The organism is Bifidobacterium sp. LH_426 (assembly GCF_056356875.1).
Map to the genome: position 1 here is coordinate 1 of NZ_JBKEVB010000006.1, position 21,020 is coordinate 21,020.

Annotated in this window: 10 protein-coding genes, 1 pseudogene and 1 CRISPR repeat array; all 11 genes and pseudogenes read right to left on the minus strand. The window is 64.6% G+C overall.

Annotation, left to right across the window (positions count from 1 at the left end):
• Positions 1-177 precede the first annotated feature (177 nt).
• The gene (locus tag AC1AYD_RS07190) at positions 178-1,842 is read right to left on the minus strand and encodes a ComEC/Rec2 family competence protein (RefSeq protein ID WP_476544883.1); all 1,665 of its coding nucleotides are present in this window, start codon (positions 1,840-1,842) and stop codon (positions 178-180) included.
• A 104-nt stretch (positions 1,843-1,946) separates the two neighbouring features.
• Positions 1,947-2,525 carry a ComEA family DNA-binding protein gene (locus AC1AYD_RS07195; RefSeq protein WP_476502414.1) on the minus strand — a complete coding sequence of 193 codons (579 nt, stop codon included), beginning with the start codon at positions 2,523-2,525 and terminating at the stop codon, positions 1,947-1,949.
• A 522-nt stretch (positions 2,526-3,047) separates the two neighbouring features.
• A complete protein-coding gene (gene leuS / locus AC1AYD_RS07200; protein WP_476502413.1) occupies positions 3,048-5,990 on the minus strand; it encodes a leucine--tRNA ligase in 2,943 nt (980 codons plus the stop codon).
• Between the two features lie 209 nt (positions 5,991-6,199).
• A CRISPR array of direct repeats spans positions 6,200-9,708; the repeat unit is 33 nt; unit sequence ATTTCAATCCACGCTCCCCGAGTGGGGAGCGAC.
• A 633-nt stretch (positions 9,709-10,341) separates the two neighbouring features.
• Positions 10,342-10,873: pseudogene (locus tag AC1AYD_RS07205) on the minus strand (ABC transporter ATP-binding protein); the annotation flags it as partial.
• 161 nt (positions 10,874-11,034) lie between these two features.
• The gene (glgA, locus tag AC1AYD_RS07210) at positions 11,035-12,282 is read right to left on the minus strand and encodes a glycogen synthase (protein WP_476502412.1); all 1,248 of its coding nucleotides are present in this window, start codon (positions 12,280-12,282) and stop codon (positions 11,035-11,037) included.
• 122 nt (positions 12,283-12,404) lie between these two features.
• Positions 12,405-12,875 carry a tripartite tricarboxylate transporter TctB family protein gene (locus tag AC1AYD_RS07215; protein ID WP_476502411.1) on the minus strand — a complete coding sequence of 157 codons (471 nt, stop codon included), beginning with the start codon at positions 12,873-12,875 and terminating at the stop codon, positions 12,405-12,407.
• A 294-nt stretch (positions 12,876-13,169) separates the two neighbouring features.
• A complete protein-coding gene (locus tag AC1AYD_RS07220; protein WP_476502410.1) occupies positions 13,170-13,280 on the minus strand; it encodes a type I-E CRISPR-associated protein Cas6/Cse3/CasE in 111 nt (36 codons plus the stop codon).
• A gap of 163 nt (positions 13,281-13,443) precedes the next feature.
• On the minus strand, positions 13,444-13,848 hold the full coding sequence (locus AC1AYD_RS07225) for a helix-turn-helix domain-containing protein (RefSeq protein WP_476502409.1): 405 nt from the start codon (positions 13,846-13,848) through the stop codon (positions 13,444-13,446).
• 326 nt (positions 13,849-14,174) lie between these two features.
• The gene (locus AC1AYD_RS07230; protein WP_476502408.1) at positions 14,175-14,489 is read right to left on the minus strand and encodes a hypothetical protein; all 315 of its coding nucleotides are present in this window, start codon (positions 14,487-14,489) and stop codon (positions 14,175-14,177) included.
• Positions 14,490-14,806: 317 nt separating this feature from the next.
• Positions 14,807-16,345: a glutamate synthase subunit beta gene (locus AC1AYD_RS07235; protein ID WP_476502407.1), complete on the minus strand. Its 1,539-nt coding sequence runs from the start codon at positions 16,343-16,345 to the stop codon at positions 14,807-14,809.
• 2 nt (positions 16,346-16,347) lie between these two features.
• Positions 16,348-20,919: a glutamate synthase large subunit gene (gene gltB / locus AC1AYD_RS07240; protein WP_476502406.1), complete on the minus strand. Its 4,572-nt coding sequence runs from the start codon at positions 20,917-20,919 to the stop codon at positions 16,348-16,350.
• Positions 20,920-21,020 lie beyond the last annotated feature (101 nt).

The following is a 21,020-nucleotide window of genomic DNA, read 5'->3' on the forward strand; positions in this document are numbered from 1 at the left end:
GACGAACACACCGGTCGCCACCGGCAAGGCGAAGCACGCCCACGACAACCAACCAAAACCCGACACATCAACCCCCTACAGAATTGACAAAAACATAGGAACACCCCCCCCCCGGCTCCGCCGGGAGCCCCCTCCACAGAGGGGGCCAAGCAAACGCCCGCCAAGCATCCGACGCCGCTACCAGGTGAGTTTACTGATCATGCGGTGGGTGTCCATCCACCAAAGGCGAAGCCGGTTCCGGGGATTGCTGGTGAAGGGTTCGCCGAGCAGCATATGGGCTCCGGGCGGCGGCGAAATCCATCGTCGGACCAACTTGGCGCCGATCACCATCGCCGCTTCCACCGCGGCAAGCGCAAACGCACCTGTCACGCCCTCCATCCATGGAATCGTCGCCTGATTCCCATCCCCCAGACGTATCGCGACCTGTTCCATGATTCGCGTACCCCATGAAGAGAGCCATGCGCATAGACGCGCCGCATCCATGTTCACCCATGCGAGTGCAAGCCCTGCGAGCCCGGTCATCGTGGAGAAGGCGACCACGGGCGTGACGAGGATGTTCGCGAGCACCGACCATACCGGCAGCTGCGGCTCCATCAGCACCTGAATCGGCAATGTCGTCACCTGTGCGGCGACGGTCATGGCTATCGCATCGGCGAGGGCGTCGGGCAACAGCAACGCCATAGCGCCGGCCATGGGGCGCGCCATGAGGATGATGCCGAGTACGGCGGCGCAGGACAAGGCGAATCCGAAACTCCACGCCAAGGCGGGATTCGTCAGCAGCATGATGATCGAGGTGACGCATAGCGCACTCAACGCCTGCGCGCGCCGGCCGACGAACAGCGCCGCTGCGGAGAGCCATCCCATGACCAACGCGCGGGTGACGCTGTCGCCGGGAGCCATCATCGCCGCCATCAGCGTCGTGGACACGACGGTCATGCATGCGACCATCTGCCGGGGCATGAGCAGGTACGCGCCCATTCTGCGGATCAGCGCGGCGACGATGACGAAATGTCCGCCGGACACGGCCATGAGGTGCATGATCCCGGCGCGGCGGAAGCAGTCTTCCAGCCGGCTCGCATACGTCTCGTCGATCGGATTGGAATCCGCCGCCGAATCCGGTTCCGGGACCCCCACGTAATCCTGTCCAAGGAACCCCATGGTGAGTCCGGGCACAAGTATGCGCCCCGAATCATCGAGACCGTCGGTCGCTTGGAAGAATGATTCCTGCACACGCTCGCGCCAACCGTCGAACAATGGCTGGCGTTCGGTCATGTGTATGCCCGACATGTCTGATATCGAACCGGGAATCCCGGCATCGGCCACTGCCTCATCATCATCTTCGGAGACGGTCAACCAGAGCGGCGTCACGCCGAGTTCCGCCTCCCGCAGTTCTCCGCTCGCCTCATAGCCGGCGCCACGGTGCAGTCGTCCGCAATCGGAGCCCGACGCAAGAAGCCGTACTCGCGCATGCGATCGTGTCGAAACGACGCCGTCGTCCATCGCGACGAGACGTGTCTCCGCCTGACAGTCGGCGTCACGCATGGACGACGTTTCGACCGGCTCGACGACACGCAGTCGTACCACGACCCTGGCGGGGCCGTCTCGTGCGCGCGTCATCGCAGAATCGAACCATACGGCCGATTCCGCGGCCCATGTCGTGACGGCCCCCAGCAGGAACGCTCCCACGCAGACGACGACCGTAACGCGGCCGATTCCCTGACGCGCGCACCGCTCCGCCACAATCCATACGAGAAGCACACCGATCGTCACGACGCATACGGCGACGATCGGCGCCATCGATCCGTCTGATTCCCCGGAGTCCGCACCGGCGAACAGCGCCATGCACCGGGAGAACAACCCGTGCGCGCCCAAGCATGACGCCCACAGGACGACGGCGACGGGCAGCAGTCGCCGATCGTCGCAGCCACGCTCCAACCGCCCGCCCATCAGACCTTCACCTCCGGCCTGATCTTCTTCAACGTCTTCGCGCCGATGCCGGGCACGTCAAGCAGCTGGTCGACGCTGCCGAATCGTCCGATTGTTGCACGATGGTCGAGGATCTTCTGCGCGGTGACCGGACCGATGCCGGGTATCGCATCAAGCTGTTCCAACGTTGCCGTGTTCAGGTCGACGCGGGTATCGGCCGGTTGCGGCGGTTGCGCCTGTGCTTGCCCCGGCATCGTGCCGGAACCGGCCGCCATATCGTCTCCAGACTGCGACGCATCACCCTCTGGCGTCTCGTCACCCGCCGCAGTACCGCCCGACGTCGCTCCCCCGACGTCGTCGCCTTCCGTCACGCCGCCGGAAGCGACGGCGGACGTGGCGGACGCCGCTTCGATCGCCGCATAGTTCACGGCCTGCCGGATGAGCAGGGTAAGGCTCGCGCAGGTGGCCATCACCATGATGAGAATCATCGCCAGCGCCTGCGTGGCGCCGAACCGCAATCGTGGTCTACCATGGCGGGCGCGATCGGCGAAATGCTCGTCCCTGTCGCCTCCGCGCACGCCGGACAGTTCCGAAAGCACGGCTTTCGGTCGTGCCTCGGAGTCCGGAACGGCTGCCAGGGGCGGAACGGTTACGGCATCCGGAACGGCTGCCGGTTCCACCGATGTCGCCGATTCCGCTGCCGCCGCCGTTGCGGCGGGAGGCAGCGGGACCGGCGGCACCGTGGAAGCCGGGTACCCGCCGTACGACGGACAGACATCGTACGCGTCATACGCGGTCGGCGTCTCCACCGCATCGTATCCGGCCGCGCCACCGCATCCGATGATGCCATCGCGTCCGACGGCATCATCGAAACCGACGGCACCGTCTCCTCCGATACCGTCGACGATGCCGTATCCGCCGTGCCGTGCGCGGCCGTTTCCGTTTCCACTATGACGAACGCCCATGCCTCCACTGTGGATGAGGCATGGGCGTCGAGTCCAACGCTGCGGTGAATGTGGATAGAGCCCCTAGAGTTCTTCACATTTGCCGCGGCGAGTGTCTAATTATCGCATGTCGTCCGCGTCACACGGGAACGCGAGACGCGGACGACACGGGCGGAATCATTCGGCCGGGACGATCGAGACGATCTTCGGGGCCTTGACGATCACCTTGCGCGGCTCCTTGCCGCCGAGACGGACGGCGACAGCTTCGAGCGCGAGCTTCTCCAGCTCGGCCGGATCGATGTCCGGGGAGACCTCGAGCTTGGCGCGTACCTTGCCCTTGATCTGCACGACCGCGGTGACCGTGTCCTGGCCGACGTACTTGTCGTCGGCGACCGGCCACGGCGCGGCGGACAGGGACTCGGCGTGGCCGAGGCGCTGCCACATCTCCTCGCAGATGTGCGGGGCGATCGGGGCGAGCATGAGGATCAGCGGCTCGACGGCGGAGCGCGGCACGGCCTTGAGGGACGTCAGGTGGTTGTTGAGCACGATGAGCTTCGCGATGGCCGTGTTCGGACGCATGTTCTCCATCTCCACGGTCACCTCGGCGATCGTGTTGTTGAGGAGCTTCAAAGTCTTCACGTCCGGCGCGTCCTCGCTCACATGCGCCTCGCCGGTGGTCTCGTCGACCACGTTGCGCCACAGGCGCTGCAGGAAACGCATGCCGCCGACCACGTTGCGCGTGTTCCACGGACGGGACTCGTCCAGCGGGCCCATGCTCATCTCGTACAGGCGGAACGTGTCCGCGCCGTAGTTCTCGTACATGTAGTCCGGCGTGATGATGTTCTTGAGGCTCTTGCCCATCTTGCCGAACTCGCGGTTCGCGTGCTCGCCGTTCCAGGTGAACGTGGGTTCGCCGTTCTCGTCGGCCGGGCCCTCCACGACCTCGTCGGCCGGCACGTACTGGCCGCGGTCGTCGGTGTAGGCGTACGCCTGGATCATGCCCTGGTTGAACAGCTTGTGGAACGGTTCGGCGGAATCCACGTAGCCGAGGTCGAAGAGGATCTTGTGCCAGAAGCGCGAGTACAGCAGGTGGAGCACCGCGTGCTCGACGCCGCCGATGTACAGGTCCACGCCGCCTTCGTCGCCCGAGTACTTGTTGTGGTTCGGACCCATCCAGTAGTCGAACTCGTCCTTCTCGACCATGTGGGCCGTGTCGGTCGGGTCGATGTAGCGCATGTAGTACCAGCAGGAGCCGGCCCAGTTCGGCATCGTGTTCGTGTCGCGGTAGTAGGTCTTCACGCCGTCGCCCAGATCGAGCTCGACCTTCACCCAATCCTCGTTGCGGCTCAGCGGCGCCTCGGGGTTGGATTCGGCGTCCATCGGGTCGAAGGTGCGCGGCTGGTAGTCGGGCACGTCCGGCAGGTTGATGGGCAGCGCGGAGTCGGGCAGCAGGTGCGGAGTGCCGTCCTCGCCGTAGACGATCGGGAACGGTTCGCCCCAGTAGCGCTGGCGGGAGAACAGCCAGTCGCGCAGACGGTAGGAGACGGTGCCCTTGCCGACGCCCGCGGATTCCAGCCATGCGTTCACCTTGGCGATGGCGTCGTCGACGCGAAGGCCGTCGAGGGAGAGCGCGTCGCCCTTCGCCTTGGTCGCTTCGACGGAGGAGTTGATGACGATGCCGTCGTGGGAGACGAACGGCGCCTTGCCCTCGTAGGCCGCGAGGTCGTCGCCGGATTCCGGCAATGGCTTGACGGTGTAGATGACCGGCAGGCCGAACTTGACGGCGAAATCGTAGTCGCGCTGGTCGCCGCCCGGCACGGCCATGATCGCGCCGGTGCCGTAGTCCATGAGCACGTAGTCGGCGGTGAACAGCGGCAGCTTCGCGCCGGTGATCGGGTTGACGGCGTACAGGCCGGTGAACAGGCCGGTCTTCTCGCCGGCCTCGTCGACGCGGTCCTTCGCGGTCTTCGATTCGGCGGCGAGACGATACGCCTTCACGGCCTCGACCGGGGTGGCGTAGCCGCCCTTCCAATCCTCGGGGGTTTCGGCCGGCCATTCGGCGGGCACGTCCTCGAGCAGGTGGTGTTCCGGGGAGACGACGGCGAACGTGGTGCCGAACAGGGTGTCCGGACGCGTGGTGTAGATCTCCATGTCGCGCGTGCCGTTCGGGGTCTCGACCTGGAAGTGCACGGAGGCGCCGTGGCTCTCGCCGATCCAGTTGCGCTGCATGAGCTTGACCTTCTCCGGCCAGTCGATGCCGTCGAGGTCCTCGATGAGGCGGTGGCCGTACTTGGTGATGCGCATCGACCACTGGCGCAGCTCACGCTGGAAGACCGGGAAGTTGCCGCGTTCGGACTTGCCTTCGGCGGTGACCTCCTCGTTGGCGAGCACGGTGCCCAGGCCCGGGCACCAGTTCACCGGGGACTTGGAGATGTAGGCGAGGCGGAAGTCGTTGAGGATGTCCTGCTGCTCGGCCTCGGTGAGGTCGCCCCATGCCTTGCCGTCCGTCTCGTGGCCCGGGATGGCCTTCTCGCCGTTCTCGAACTTGGCGACGAGCTCGGAGATCGGACGGGCGGAGCCCTTCGTGCCGGACGGGTTCGTGGCGTCCTCGTCGTACCAGGAATCGTAGATGCGCGAGAAGATCCACTGAGTCCAGCGCACGTAGCCGGGATCGATGGTCGCGAAGGTGCGGCGGTCGTCGAAGCTCAGGCCCATGCGGTGCAGCTGGCGCGACATGTTCGCGATGTTCTGCTCGGTGGTGATGCGCGGGTGCTGGCCGGTCTGGACGGCGTACTGCTCGGCGGGCAGGCCGAAGGCGTCGTAGCCCATGGCGTGCAGCACGTTCTCGCCCTTCATGCGGTGGTAGCGGGACACCACGTCGGAGGCGAGGTAGCCGAGCGGGTGGCCCACGTGCAGGCCCTTGCCGGACGGGTAGGGGAACATGTCCATCGCGAAGTAGGAGGGGCGTCCCTCGGCGTTGCGGCCCTTGCCGTCCTTCAGGTCGCCGGAGACGTTGGCGGCCCAGAAGGTGCCCTCCTCATCCCACTTCTTCTGCCATTTGTTTTCGATGTCCTGCGCCAGAGCGGCGTTGTAACGGAACTTCGGTTCGGTCTCACTCATAGAGCACGATGATACACGCGGGGACGCCAATCACGGGCGGGACGGCGGCTTCTCTGGACAGTCGGGAATCCTTCACATTGTGCAACAACCGTATTCCCCTAATCTCATGCAGCATATTGAGCATCCGGAAATCCGACGGACAACCAGAGATACAGAGCTCTGTATCGTTTTCGTCCCATGCAACTGGGCGATGCCCATAAATGATGAAACAGTCATTTCACGCTCCCCGAGTGGGGAGCGACACCAAGAGGACCACACGAAAGACCAAGACCCACAATTTCAATCCACGCTCCCCGAGTGGGGAGCGACGGGCGGCGCCATCGACTGGCGTACCCAAGGACACATTTCAATCCACGCTCCCCGAGCGAGGAGCGACTCCTTTCGTGGTTGGTTGGTTAGGCGAGAATCGAATTTCAATCCACGCTCCCCGAGTGGGGAGCGACTCATGGGGAAGTCCGCGGTGTCCCCATCGTGGAGATTTCAATCCACGCTCCCCGAGTGGGGAGCGACGGCGGACTTGTAGACCTGATGGGCGGCCCTTGGGATTTCAATCCACGCTCCCCGAGTGGGGAGCGACCAACGAGGGTGCCGCCGCCTTCAACGTGTTGGCATTTCAATCCACGCTCCCCGAGTGGGGAGCGACCCCCGGACACGGACACGTCCCGGTCGCACATCAGATTTCAATCCACGCTCCCCGAGTGGGGAGCGACGCTCGCGTCCTGCACGATCTCGACGGTGTCCACATTTCAATCCACGCTCCCCGAGTGGGGAGCGACTCCACGTAGCTCCAGACCTTGCTCGACGCGGACCCATTTCAATCCACGCTCCCCGAGTGGGGAGCGACCCGACAACCCGTCCGGCCCGCTGAGGACCACCGTATTTCAATCCACGCTCCCCGAGTGGGGAGCGACATGCATCCATGAGTGTTCTGTCTCGCACGTGGGCATTTCAATCCACGCTCCCCGAGTGGGGAGCGACCAGCGGCATCGACGCACAAGCCGCTGCACTGGGAATTTCAATCCACGCGCCCCGAGTGGGGAGCGACGGTTGTCATTCTTGGCGGCGGCCTGTTCGGCGGCATTTCAATCCACGCTCCCCGAGTGGGGAGCGACAAACATCGGCCGCGCGTTCGGCGCATCCTTCAAATTTCAATCCACGCTCCCCGAGTGGGGAGCGACGTACTGGCGCCAGACGACCGGCCGCCCGTGTTTATTTCAATCCACGCTCCCCGAGTGGGGAGCGACTCCTGACTAATCTTGCTGAAGTCAAGGAAGTTTGCATTTCAATCCACGCTCCCCGAGTGGGGAGCGACGAGGCTGAGCGCCATGCGTGACATGTCATTGAGATTTCAATCCACGCTCCCCGAGTGGGGAGCGACGACGATCGCCGACCAGCTCAACAAGCAGGAGGAGATTTCAATCCACGCTCCCCGAGTGGGGAGCGACTCGCGCTCAATGACGAGCTTCAACGCCGTCATGCATTTCAATCCACGCTCCCCGAGTGGGGAGCGACGTCTCCGTTCCATGAGCTCGTCCTTGTGCTGCTCATTTCAATCCACGCTCCCCGAGTGGGGAGCGACCTCGCGGATCGTGCGCTACGAGCGTGTCGAGGTGATTTCAATCCACGCTCCCCGAGTGGGGAGCGACAACCAATTCGGCCGGCCACTCAGCTCGAAGGTCATTTCAATCCACGCTCCCCGAGTGGGGAGCGACGGCGACCGATGACACGTGGCCCGATGCCCGCGGGATTTCAATCCACGCTCCCCGAGTGGGGAGCGACCGATGCCCCAATCACTGATTTGACCGCTGCCTTGATTTCAATCCACGCTCCCCGAGTGGGGAGCGACCGCCGCCAACTGACAACCACACCATTTCAAAAGATTTCAATCCACGCTCCCCGAGTGGGGAGCGACGATCTCGTCCCATGTCACGGTCGTGGCGGCGGTATTTCAATCCACGCTCCCCGAGTGGGGAGCGACCAGGCCAAGGCCGCCGGCACGAGCTTTGCGTTCGTATTTCAATCCACGCTCCCCGAGTGGGGAGCGACAGCCGACCAACGGCGCCAACAGGGCCCCCAACGTATTTCAATCCACGCTCCCCGAGTGGGGAGCGACGCTCACGCGCACATCACCGTCAACGCAGACACTATTTCAATCCACGCTCCCCGAGTGGGGAGCGACACGCTCGCCCTGACCGAGGACGACCTGTCCGGGCTATTTCAATCCACGCTCCCCGAGTGGGGAGCGACCTCCGCGCCCTTCCCGTTCGCGAAGTTCACGGTATTTCAATCCACGCTCCCCGAGTGGGGAGCGACGCGTGGCGTCAAACTTACGCAACGCCACGTTGTTATTTCAATCCACGCTCCCCGAGTGGGGAGCGACCGAAGCCCCAAATACGTGCAGGACCGACTCTCCATTTCAATCCACGCTCCCCGAGTGGGGAGCGACCGGCCGCTACGTCATCAACATCGACGCGAAGCAATTTCAATCCACGCTCCCCGAGTGGGGAGCGACTATTAAGCATGACTACACAAACGGCAGACATTAAATTTCAATCCACGCTCCCCGAGTGGGGAGCGACCGCCCCCGGCGAAGCCCTCGTCACCGCGAGCGGTATTTCAATCCACGCTCCCCGAGTGGGGAGCGACACGGCCGCGAGCAGTTCGTCGAGCTTGTCGAGATTTCAATCCACGCTCCCCGAGTGGGGAGCGACGCCCAGTCCGGTGCCGGAAGCCTGTTCGACGACGAATTTCAATCCACGCTCCCCGAGTGGGGAGCGACTCGTCTGAGCGCCGGCGTCCGAAGAGCCGTCGAGATTTCAATCCACGCTCCCCGAGTGGGGAGCGACGCCGGCTTCGCCGTTCCGGTCGTGGGGGTCAGCATTTCAATCCACGCTCCCCGAGTGGGGAGCGACCTGCTCGGCATCGATACCATCACCCCGACGTGGTGATTTCAATCCACGCTCCCCGAGTGGGGAGCGACGCCGCGACGATGCCCGCGATGCCCATGTACTTCATATTTCAATCCACGCTCCCCGAGTGGGGAGCGACCCGGCGACTCGGATGGCCGTGATCGGCAGGTCCTTATTTCAATCCACGCTCCCCGAGTGGGGAGCGACGACGACACTGACACGCCGACACTACGCCAGTTGCAATTTCAATCCACGCTCCCCGAGTGGGGAGCGACACGAGGTAGCGGGGGCCGGCCACACCGCCCGCAAATTTCAATCCACGCTCCCCGAGTGGGGAGCGACATGACCAATCCGGATTCCTGTCCGGTCACGTCGTATTTCAATCCACGCTCCCCGAGTGGGGAGCGACATCTTCGGCGAAGCCTTGTCGATCGCGTCGAAGAATTTCAATCCACGCTCCCCGAGTGGGGAGCGACACGCGTACAGCGCCCACGCGGCCTGGCCCTTGACATTTCAATCCACGCTCCCCGAGTGGGGAGCGACGTAGTTTTGCTGGTAGCCGCGGAATTCGAAGGGATTTCAATCCACGCTCCCCGAGTGGGGAGCGACCTCGGGCTCCTCAGTACCAGTTGTGTGCCAGCCAATTTCAATCCACGCTCCCCGAGTGGGGAGCGACCGGCCGTCTGCGTCATCACCATGGCAACCGACTTATTTCAATCCACGCTCCCCGAGTGGGGAGCGACGCTGCTGTTCTTCGTGACCGAGTCATTGGATATATTTCAATCCACGCTCCCCGAGTGGGGAGCGACGGCGGATATGGACATTCGATAGCCGCATTATGAACATCAAGCGCCCATTCTCGTAAATATTTTACCACCAGATTTCAGAAATCAGCGTCTGCCTCCAGATTGCACGAGGATGCAACACTATTCATTTCTCAAACCGCAATGAAACACGAATTCTACTCGCCCGATTTATTGATCTTAGAGTGCGAAGGCTCCAGCAAACCATGAGAGCTCGGGGCTCGCACCTAGTTACCTCAACATGTCAGTGTGCATCGCCCCCCTTCATCGTCGTCAAACGGGGAACAATCTAGGAGTACAAATGAAACGCAGCTCCTTCTCACACCGCGTAGGCGGCCCAGCGGTTGTGGGAGCGTTCGACTTCGATGGGCATGCCGAACAGGTCGGAGAGGCGTTCGTCGGTCAGGCCCTGCTCGAGCGGGCCGGTGTAGACGATGGTACCGGCGCCGGGGTTGCCCATCGAGTCGACGCCATCCTCGGTCGCGTCCTCGGCGGGGATCGGCTTCCTGCCCATGATGGCGATGTGGTCGAATCCGGCGGGGATCTCCTCCAGACGGTGCGTGACGAGCACGACCGCGCGGTCGGAGTTCTCCTCGCCGATGCGGCTCAGCGTGCGCATCACCTGTTCGCGGCCGCCCAGGTCGAGACCGGTGGTCGGCTCGTCCATGATGAGCAGCTCCGGGTTGCCCATGAGCGCCCTCGCGATGAGCACGCGCGTGCGTTCGCCCTCCGAGAGCCGCCACATCTCCTTGCCTTCGAGGTAGCTCACGCGGAAGTCGCGCAGCAGGCCGCGGGCGCGCTCGTATTCGGCTTCGGTGTACGTGTCGCGCCAACGGCCAGTCACGGCGCTCAGGCCGGTGACGACCGCGTCGAGCGGATCCTCGAATTCGGGGAACTGGCGGCCCAGATCGGCGGAGGCGAGGCCGATGCGTGTGCGCAGCTTGAACACGTCGTATTTGCCGAGTTGGTGGCCGAGGATGAACACGCGGCCCTCGGACGGGAACGTGCGCGTGGCAAGCATGCCGACGGCCGTGGATTTGCCGATGCCGTTCGGTCCGAACAGCACCCACCGCTCCCCCGCGCGGATCGTCAGGTTCACGTCGGTGATGATGACGCGGCGGTTGCGGCGGAATTCGACGTTTTCGAGTTGGAGTACGACGTTGTCGGTCATGCGGATCTCCTCAATGAATGAAAAACCGGCTCCCGCGAACGGGGAGCCGTCAAGTATGGAAAGCCGAGGGAGAGATGCGGGCTCCCGTTGAGCGCCGCAATCTCTCCCTCCGTCACGCTTCGCGTGCCGCCTCCCTCATCGGAGGGAGGCCTTTGATGGTCTTACTTCTGTTCGGCGAGGACGTCCTCATAGACCTTGACGGTGGCGTCGGCGATGGACTCCCAGCTGAACACGTCGCGGGCGCGCTCGTAGCCGGCCTGGCCCATCTTCTTCGCGAGCTCCGGGTCGGCCATGACCTTGTTGATCGCGTCGGCCATGTCGTGCACGAACTTGTCCGGGTCCGTGGGGGTGCCGGTGCCGTCGCGCAGCTGGTCGATCGGCACGAGGTAGCCGGTCTCGCCGTCGACGACGACCTCGGGGATGCCGCCGGTGGCGGAGGCGACGACCGGCAGGCCGCACGCCATGGCCTCGAGGTTGACGATGCCGAGCGGCTCGTAGATGGACGGGCAGATGAACGCGTCGCAGCCGTGCTCCAGCGCGGAGAGCTCATTCTTCGGCAGCATCTCCTCGATCCAGATGATGTTGCCGCGCTTCTCGTCGAGCTCGGCGAAGGAGTTCTTGACCTCCTCCATGATCTCCGGGGTGTCGGGAGCGCCGGCGCACAGCACGACCTGGATGCCCGGATTGACGAAATGCAGCGCCTTGAGCAGGTACGGCAGGCCCTTCTGACGGGTGATGCGCCCGACGAACAGCAGGGTCGGCTTGCTGCGGTCGATGTGGTAACGCTCGAACACCTTCCAGCCCGGATCGTCGTCCGCCGGGGTGGCGAATTCGGACATGGTGATGCCGTTGTACACGACGACGACCTTGTCCGGATCGAGGTTCGGGTAGGCGGTGAGGATGTCCTCGCGCATGCCGCCGGACACGGCGATGACGCGATCAGCGTGTTCGTAGGCGTCCTTTTCGGCCCAAGAGCTCAGGTTGTAGCCGCCGCCGAGTTGCTCGCGCTTCCACGGGCGGAACGGCTCGAGCGAGTGCGCGGTGATGACGAGCGGCGTGCCGTGCAGCATCTTGGCCGCGTAGCCGGCGAGGCAGGCATACCAGGTATGCGCGTGCACGATGTCGGCGTCCACGTCGTTGGCGATCTGCAGGTCGACGCCGAAGGTCTTCAACGCGGGGTTCGCGTCCTTCAGCTCGGCGGGCGTGTCATAGCCGACGACCTTGAGGGAGCCCTTCGCCTCGGCGGCGTTCGGGATGGCGGGGATGTCCGCTTCGGTGCGGGGGCCATCGAACGCGCGCACGGTAACGTCCACGCGCTCGGCGAGCACCTTGGACAGCTCCTCGGCGTGCACGCCTGCGCCACCGTAGACGTGCGGCGGGTATTCGCGGGTCAGAATGTCAACCTTCATTGGTCTGCTACCTCTCTTTCCATCCGGAAAACTCAAGCACAACCAACTTTACGGCACGACATACGGAAAACGCACGACTTCCGTCGTGCGTTTCGCGTGTGTTCATGGTTTCGACGCCGAAATCAGACCGCGGTGCCGTTTTCGTCGAGGTTCGGATTGTGCTTCGAATCACCGGCGGTGAAGAACAGGCTCAACACGCCGACGATGAACACGGCGGACACGGTGATGATCAGCCACATGGGACGCACGGCGGTCGGCAGCCACATGACCACGAAGAACGCGATGATGGACAGGGCGATGAGCGTCCAGCTGCCCACGCGGAACCACTGGCGCACCGAATGCGGCGCCTTGAACGCCTTCGGATTGCGGTAGTTCGGATTGGTGGTCATCGTGGTGTCGGTCTCGGCGACCGGCCCGCCGCTCGGCTTCCACGGTCCCAGGCTCTCGCCTTCCTGCAGCCTGCGGGAACGCTCCTGCAGCTGGTATTCGTCGATCATTCCGGCACGGCCGCGGCCGCGCGTGGCATCATACTGGGAAGGCACTCCCCTGCGATCGGCCTTGGCCTTGGCGCGACGTTCCGCTCGATTCGGCATTGTTGCTGCTCCTTCATAGCACTTCATTGACGGCTGCATGATACTTTACGCCATCTTATCCATTCACCGCGGTTCTCAGCCGTATTTTCGCGCGGCCCTCCATTTGCTGGCGTTACTCCACCCGGTCCGCCGCGGGCCGTTGTCGGTCTGCCGCCGGTTCGCGGGGCGCTTGATGAGCTCCAACCCGTCACAATCCTCGGGAGTGTTTGAAGTATGCAAGCGAGAGACGGTCCTCGGCACGCACGAGTTCGCCGAGTTCGGGAGGCGGAGTGCCGGGAACCCGTCGCCCGGCGCTCATGCCTGCGGCTCCCGGATGGAAGCCACGATCAGCAGGCCGCATCCGAACCCCTTCGCCCGGCCGATGCCATGGCAGAGCGCATGACGGAACAGGTCGGCGTCGGTCACCACGAGCCTGCCGTCGAACACCGCGGTGGTCAGGGACCGTCCGGCCTTCGCGCGTGAACCGTTCCCGGTGACGCTGGCTGACGATCACCGAGGGGTCGCCGTTACGCCGGCAAAAGACGCACGCATCCCATCTCGATGGAATCAACCATCCACGGTCTTAAAGTCATCTCGTCCGGACCGGGATACGCTCCCCGGGGGTGTCGTACATGCCTATCTCCTCTGCGGTATCCCGCATATTCTCCAATGCCCTCCTGCGCCGGCGCTCGGACTCCCGCTTGAACCTGAGTACGTCGTCGACCATGACCATCCGCTGCCCGGCGCGGCCGTCCCTCTTGAACGGAATCGCCCCGGAATCCAGGATACGATCGACGGTCTTCGGAGAGACACGGAGCAACCGTGCCATCTCAGCAGTGGTCATCATCCGACAATCCGACGGAGCACGAGCGATGACATCTCGGAACAAACGCACCTGTTCCTCATCGATCTCATAAGCAGAGCCATCCACCTCCACGAAATACGCCCTGCCCGGCACCAACTGCCCTACAGTCGTCCGTGTTGCCGTCACCATAGTTTTCTCCTTCAGATGATGGTCCGGAATGCCATGAAACGGTCAGACAAGCGCGGCCGCACACGGAATACATTCTATGCCTTTCAATCCGTCAGGATTTCGACGATGATGGGCGGATATCTTTTACCACATGCAGGCCCATGTCGGAACACCAATCATTCCCGCGCGCGAGGGAACATTTGACGTCCTCCGCGCTGACGCCGCGCGTGGACGGCCATTCTTGTTGCGATGCCACACATGGCTGCGCCCACCCGCACGGGGATGCGGGTGTGAAATTCGAGGGGTATGAGAAAAAGCCACTCGAATAGCGGCTTTCATGAACGGCGTTACTTGACGGCTGCCGTTTCCGTGCCCCTGTCTCGCACGTATTCGAGGAAGTCCTGATAGTCCTCATCGCATCCAGGGAATTCGGAGTGGACGGTCTCGAACAGCGGGGCGACGGATGTCGGGTCGATGCGGCGGTTGATGATGTCGATGACGCATGCGTTGACCGCGGTGCCTGAGCCGTCCTCGTCGAGCATGGATTGCGCGAAATCCGCGCCGTCATTGTTCCCGTTGGTGCGGAGCAGGGCGATCATGTCAGCGGCAAGTTGGTCATAACGCCGTTCGGCGAGCTGGATGTCGGCCAAGGACTTCGACATGGCTTTCCCTATCGGGTAGATGGTGGTGACGTAGACCGGATCATCCCCGCGTATGCGGGGAACACAGTTCGAAAACCGCGGTATCCCAACAACATGATACACAATCCACGGCTTTTTCATTCGGTTTGCCATTCCGATTATCCGGTACGAACGTGTCCGTCACGAGCATCTGACCGAGGCTTTCGGAACCGACATCACACGTGGACGGACATGTGGATGAGAATCCCCCTTGTCTCCGATGTCTCCGAAAAGCGAAAGGTCTCCTATATCTGCGACGCAGACATAGGAGACCATACACGTCCCTGACCGCTTGAGAATCAGCGGGGCAGCATCATCGGCCTGGTGCTCGCCTTGATCGGGGCGGGCAGCTCGCTGGTGTGCTCGCTGGACAGGTACTCGTCGACGGCGGCCGCGCAGGAGCGGCCTTCGGCGATGGCCCACACGACGAGGCTCTGGCCGCGGCCGGCGTCGCCGCACACGAACACGCCGTCCTGCGAGGTGGCGAACTTGTCGTCGCGGGCGATGTTGCCGCGCTTGTCGAGTTCGACGGGCAGCTGGTCGACGATGGTCGTGGTGTCCGGGTGGAGGAAGCCCACGGAGATGAGCACCAGATCGGCGGGCAGCACGCGTTCGGTGCCGGGCTGGCGGGTGAACGGACCGTTCTCGCCGGGCGCGACGGACACGACCTTGAGGCCGGTCACGTGGCCGTGCTCGTCCGCCACGAAGCCTTCCGCGGTGGTGGAGTTCTCGATGTGGATACGCTCCTGCTCCTCGTCGGAGCCGATGAAGTTCACCGAATCCGTGGAGTACAGGTACTCGCCGCCCTCGGCCATCGACGTGGTCTTCTGGTAGAGACGCGCGAACGTCGGCCACGGCTGGTTGTCGGGACGTGTCGAAGGCTCCTTCGGCATGATCTGCAGCACGGTGACGTCCTTCGCCCCCTGGCGGATGGACGTGCCGAGGCAGTCGGAACCGGTATCGCCGCCGCCGATGACGATGACGTGCTTGTCCTTGGCGGTGATGTCGTGCTCGAGCGGAGCGCCGTAGATGCGGCGGGTCGCGTCGGGCAGGAAGTCCATCGCGAAGTGGATGCCATCGAGCTCGCGGCCGGGGATCTTCATGTCACGCGGCACGCGGGAACCGATGGCGACGACGACCGCGTCGTACCGGTCACGCAGATCGTCCCAGCTGATGTCCTTGCCGATCTCCACGCCGGTCTCGAAGCGGGTGCCTTCGGCCTCCATCTGCTTGACGCGTCGGTCGAGCAGCGTCTTCTCGAGCTTGAAGTTCGGGATGCCGTAGCGCATGAGGCCGCCCAGAGCGTCGTCCTTCTCGTAGACGACGACAGTGTGGCCGGCGCGCGTGAGCTGCTGCGCGGCGGAGAGGCCGGCGGGGCCGGAGCCGACGACGGCGACGGTCTGGTCGGTGAGTCGCTGCGGCGGCATCGGCTTGACGTAGTCGAGATCCCACGCCTGGTCGATGATCGTGCACTCGTCGTTCTTGATCATCGTCGGCGGCTGGTGGATGCCGAGCACGCACGCCTGCTCGCACAGGGCAGGACAGATGCGGCCGGTCACTTCCGGGAAGTTGTTGGTCAGGCTCAGACGCTGGTAGGCGTCCTCCCACTGCTCCTGGCGGACCAGGTCGTTCCACTCGGGGATGAGGTTGCCGAGCGGGCAGCCGGTCATGCAGAACGGGGTGCCGCAGTCCATGCAGCGGGCCGCCTGTTCGGTGGTCCACGACTGCAGACCGGATTCGGCGTGCACGTCGAACCAGTCCTTGATGCGCTGCTCGACCGGACGCTCGGCCAGCTCGCGGCGGGTGCGGACTTTCAGGAATCCTCTCGGGTCGCCCATGTTCAGCGCGCTCCTTCCATGACGTGCTCGTACACCTGCTCCCAGGCGCCGGGCGTATTGAAATCGATGTGTGCGGCTTCCGCGTCGGCCATGGCCTTCTCCATGGCGATGAAGTGCTTCGGCACGACGTGCGTGAAGCGCTTGGCGCTCTCGTCCCAGTTCTCGAGCAGCGAGGCAGCGAACTCGGAGCCGGTCTCCTCGGCGTGCTTCTTGACGAGCGCGCGCACGAGGTCGGAGGTCTCCGCGTCGAGCGGCTCGAACAGCAGCGCGCCGGATTCGACGCCCTCCGGGTTGACCTGCTTCATGTCGAGGTCGAGCACATACGTGTTGCCGCCGGAGAAGCCGGCGCCGAAGTTGCGGCCGGTGGGGCCGAGCACGACGACGGTGCCGCCGGTCATGTACTCGCAGCCGTGGTCGCCGACGCCCTCGACCACGAAGGTCGCGCCGGAGTTGCGCACGGCGAAGCGTTCGCCGGCACGACCCGCGACGAACATCTCGCCGGAGGTGGCGCCGAAGCCGGTCACGTTGCCTGCGATCACGTTCTCGTGGCGGTCGAAGGTGACGCCGTCCTCGGCGCGGACGATGAGGCGTCCGCCGGACAGGCCCTTGCCTGCGTAGTCGTTGACCTCGCCGTACACGCGGATGGTCTCGCCGCGCGGGATGAACGCGCCGATGGACTGGCCGCCGGAGCCGTGCAGGGTCATGTCGATCGTGTCGTCGGGCAGGCCGGCGGCACCGTAGCGGCGGGTGATCTCATAACCGACCATCGTGCCGACGGTGCGGTTGACGTTGCGGATCGGCACGTCGATGCGCACCGGCTCCTTCTTCTCCAACGCCGGCTGGGCGAGTTCGATGAGACGGTTGTCGAGCGCCTTCTCCAGCTCGTGGTTCTGCGGCTCGGTGTTGTGCAGGATGGTGCCGGGCACCGGGCCCGCCTGCTTGAGCACGTTGGTCAGGTCGATGCCGTCCGCCTTCCAGCGCTTGATGGCCTCGTCCTGGTCGAGGCATTCGACGTGGCCGACGGCCTCCTCGAGCGTGCGGAAGCCGAGCTGGGCGAGGATCTCGCGCACCTCCTCGGCGATGAACATGAAGAAGTTGACCACGTGCTCGGGCTTGCCGCGGAAGCGGGCGCGCAGCTCCGGATCCTGGGTGGCGATGCCCTGCGGGCACGTGTTCTTCTGGCAGGCGCGCATCATGACGCAGCCTTCGACGATCAGAGCCGCGGTCGCGAAGCCGAATTCCTCGGCGCCGAGCAGGGCGGCGATGACGACGTCGCGGCCGGTCTTGAGCTCACCGTCGCACTGGACGACGATGCGGGAGCGCAGGCCGTTGAGGATCAGCGTCTGCTGCGTCTCGGACAGGCCGATCTCCCACGGGGTGCCCGCGTGGCGGATCGCGTTGAGCGGGGCCGCGCCGGTGCCGCCGTCGTAGCCGGAGATGAGCACCACGTCGGCATGGCACTTGGCCACGCCGGCGGCGATGGTGCCGACGCCGAACTCGGAGACGAGCTTGACGTGGACGCGGGCCTTCGGGTTCGCCATCTTCGCATCGTTGATCAGCTGCTTCAGGTCCTCGATGGAGTAGATGTCGTGGTGAGGCGGCGGGGAGATGAGCTCCACGCCCGGCGTCGCGTGACGCACGGTCGCGATCCACGGCGGGACCTTCGCGCCCGGCAGGTGGCCGCCCTCGCCCGGCTTGGCGCCTTGGGCGAGCTTGATCTGCAGGTCGGTGGCGTGCACGAGGTAGTCGGAGGTGACGCCGAAGCGCGCGGAGGCGATCTGCTTGATGCGGCTGTAGCGCAGCGGATCCTCGATGCGGTCGTCGGATTCGCCGCCTTCGCCGGAGTTGGAGCGCGCGCCGATCTGGTTCATGGCGATGGCGAGCGTCTCATGCGCCTCCTGGGAGATGGAGCCGTAGCTCATCGCGCCGGTGGAGAAGCGCTTGACGATCTCGCTGGCCGGCTCGACCTCGGAGATGTCGATCGGCTTGCGGTTGTGGTTGAACTTCATCAGGCCACGCAGGGTCATCAAACGGTTCGAAGTGTCGTCGATGTGGTGCGTGTACTTCTTGAACATGCCGTAGTCGCCGCGCTGGGTGGACTGCTGCAGCAGGAAGATGGCCTCCGGATCGTTGAGGTGGTCCTCGCCGGTGCGACGCCACTTGTAGATGCCCCCGGTCCTGAGGTTGCGGTGCGGCGAGGCGGTCCACTGGTTCGGATAGGCGACGCGGTGGCGGGAGGCGACCTCCTCGGCGATCTCGTCGAGACCGACGCCGCCCACGCGGGTGGTGGTGCCGGTGAAGTACTCGTCGACGACGTTCTGGCTCAGACCCACGGCTTCGAACAGCTGGGCGCCGCGGTAGCTCATGATGGTGGAGACGCCCATCTTCGCCATGATCTTGAGCACGCCGATGGAGAGGGCCTTGGTGAGGTTCTTCACGGCGGTGGCCGGATCGACCTTCACGTAGCCTTCGCGCGACAGGTTCTCGACGGATTCGAACGCGAGGTACGGGTTCACGCAGGCCGCGCCGTAGGCGATGAGCAGCGCCACGTGATGGATCTCGCGCACGTCGCCGGCTTCGACGGCCATGGAGATCTGTGTGCGGGTGTGACGGCGCAGCAGGTGGTGCTGCACGGCGGAGGTGAGCAGCAGCGACGGGATCGGGCCCCACGTGTGGTTGGAGTCGCGGTCGGACAGCACGATGAAGTTGCTGCCGTTGTCGATGGCCTCGTCGATCTCGGCGAAGATCTCGTCCAGGCGCTCCTGGAGGGCGTCGCCGCCGCCGGCCACCTGGTAGAGGCCCTTGACGACGTACGGACGGTAGTAGCCGCCGAGGATGCGCGCCTTGTCGAGGCGCTTGAGTTGCGCCATCTCGTCGGAGTCGATGACGGGCAGCGGGATGAGGATCTTCTTCGCGTGCAGTTCGGAATCGGCGAGCAGGTTCGGCTCGGGGCCGATCGCGGATTCGAGGCAGGTGACGATCTCCTCGCGCTCCCAGTCGAGCGGCGGGTTGGTCACCTGCGCGAACTTCTGGTGGAAGTAGTCGAAGAGCATGCGCGGGCGCTTGGAGAGCGCGGGCAGCGGGGTGTCGTTGCCCATGGAGCCGAGCGGCTCCTTGCCGGTGTTGGCCATCGGCGTGAGGACGATCTTGAGGTCCTCCTCGGTGTAGCCGAAGGCGCGCTGGCGGCGCTGCACGGACTGGCCGGAGTGGTTGACGTGCTCGCGGGCGGGCAGGTCGCTCATCTCCACGGAGTTGCCCTCCACCCACTTGCGGTACGGGTGCTGGGCGGCGAGGGACTTCTTGATCTCCTCGTCCGGGATGATGCGGCCTTCGGCCGTGTCGACCAGGAACATCTTGCCGGGCTCGAGACGACCCTTGGCGACGATGTGCTCCTGCTCGGTCTCGGGCAGGACGCCCGCCTCGGAGGCGAGCACGAGGTAACCGTCGTCGGTGAGCTGCCAGCGTCCGGGGCGGAAGCCGTTGCGGTCGAGCAGGGCGCCCACCTGGATGCCGTCGGTAAAGACGATGTCGGCCGGGCCGTCCCACGGCTCGATGAGCGTGTTGTTGTACTCGTAGAACGCCTTGAGGTCCGGGTCGAGGTCGTCGTTCTTCTCCCAGGCCGGCGGCAGCATCATGCAGATGGCGTGCGGCAGGGAGCGGCCGGCGAGGTGCAGCAGTTCGAGGCACTCGTCGAAGGTGCCGGAATCGGAGTAGCCGGGCGTGGTGATCGGCAGCAGCGGCTCGAACTCGCCGAGCAGTTCGGAGCTCAGGCGGCCTTCGCGCGCGGACAGCCAGTTGCGGTTGCCCTGGATGGTGTTGATCTCGCCGTTGTGGGCGAGCAGGCGGAACGGCTGGGCGAGCGGCCAGCTCGGGAACGTGTTCGTGGAGAAGCGGGAGTGGACGATGGCGACGGTGGCCTTCATGCGCTCGTCGACCAGATCCGGGAAGAAGTGGGTCAGCTGCATGGTGGTCAGCATGCCCTTGTACGTGATGGTGCGGGCGGACAGGGAGGCGAAGTACACGCCCACCTCGTGTTCGACGCGCTTGCGGACGCGGAACGTCCTGCGGTCGAGTTCGATGCCGGCGAGGCCGCCTTCCGGGTCCGCGAGGACGAGCGTCTTGAAGCTCGGCATGGCGGCGAGCGCCTGCAGGCCGAGGCCGTCGGGATTGGTGGGCACGACGCGCCAGGCGAGGACTTCGAGGCCCTCCTCGCGGGCGATCTTCGCGATGGCCTGCTCCTGCTGACCGGAGGTCTCGATGTCGCGGTCGAGGAACGCGATGCCGGCGGCGTAGTGTCCGGCTTCGGGCAGCTCGGCGGGCACGGTGGCGCGCATGAACTCGTCCGGCATGCTCATCAGGATGCCGGCGCCGTCGCCCGTGTTCTCCTCGGCGCCGACCGCGCCGCGGTGGTCGAGGTTGACCAGCACCTCGATGGCGTCCTTGACGATCTTGTGTTCGGGGCGCTTGTTGAGCGTGGTGACCATGCCCACACCGCAGGCGTCATGCTCGTTGGAGGGGTCGTACATTCCATCCGGAGCGTGGACCGTGAGATCAAGCGGGGCTTTGAATGTCACCGAAATCACCTCAATTGGTTGCGGGCGCGCGGAAACGCGCCACTTGGGTCAGTTGCTGTTGACAGCGTAGCGTCGCACTATGTCCTCCGCGTTTCGCTGTC

What these genes read in the sequence shown, in the direction of transcription:
- AC1AYD_RS07190 (WP_476544883.1), bottom strand. Translation starts at nt 1,842, where the DNA reads ATGGCGCTGTTCGCCGGTGCGGACTCCGGGGAATCAGACGGATCGATG.
- leuS (WP_476502413.1), bottom strand. Translation starts at nt 5,990, where the DNA reads ATGAGTGAGACCGAACCGAAGTTCCGTTACAACGCCGCTCTGGCGCAG.
- glgA (WP_476502412.1), bottom strand. Translation starts at nt 12,282, where the DNA reads ATGAAGGTTGACATTCTGACCCGCGAATACCCGCCGCACGTCTACGGT.
- AC1AYD_RS07215 (WP_476502411.1), bottom strand. Translation starts at nt 12,875, where the DNA reads ATGCCGAATCGAGCGGAACGTCGCGCCAAGGCCAAGGCCGATCGCAGG.
- AC1AYD_RS07225 (WP_476502409.1), bottom strand. Translation starts at nt 13,848, where the DNA reads ATGGTGACGGCAACACGGACGACTGTAGGGCAGTTGGTGCCGGGCAGG.
- AC1AYD_RS07230 (WP_476502408.1), bottom strand. Translation starts at nt 14,489, where the DNA reads ATGTCGAAGTCCTTGGCCGACATCCAGCTCGCCGAACGGCGTTATGAC.
- AC1AYD_RS07235 (WP_476502407.1), bottom strand. Translation starts at nt 16,345, where the DNA reads ATGGGCGACCCGAGAGGATTCCTGAAAGTCCGCACCCGCCGCGAGCTG.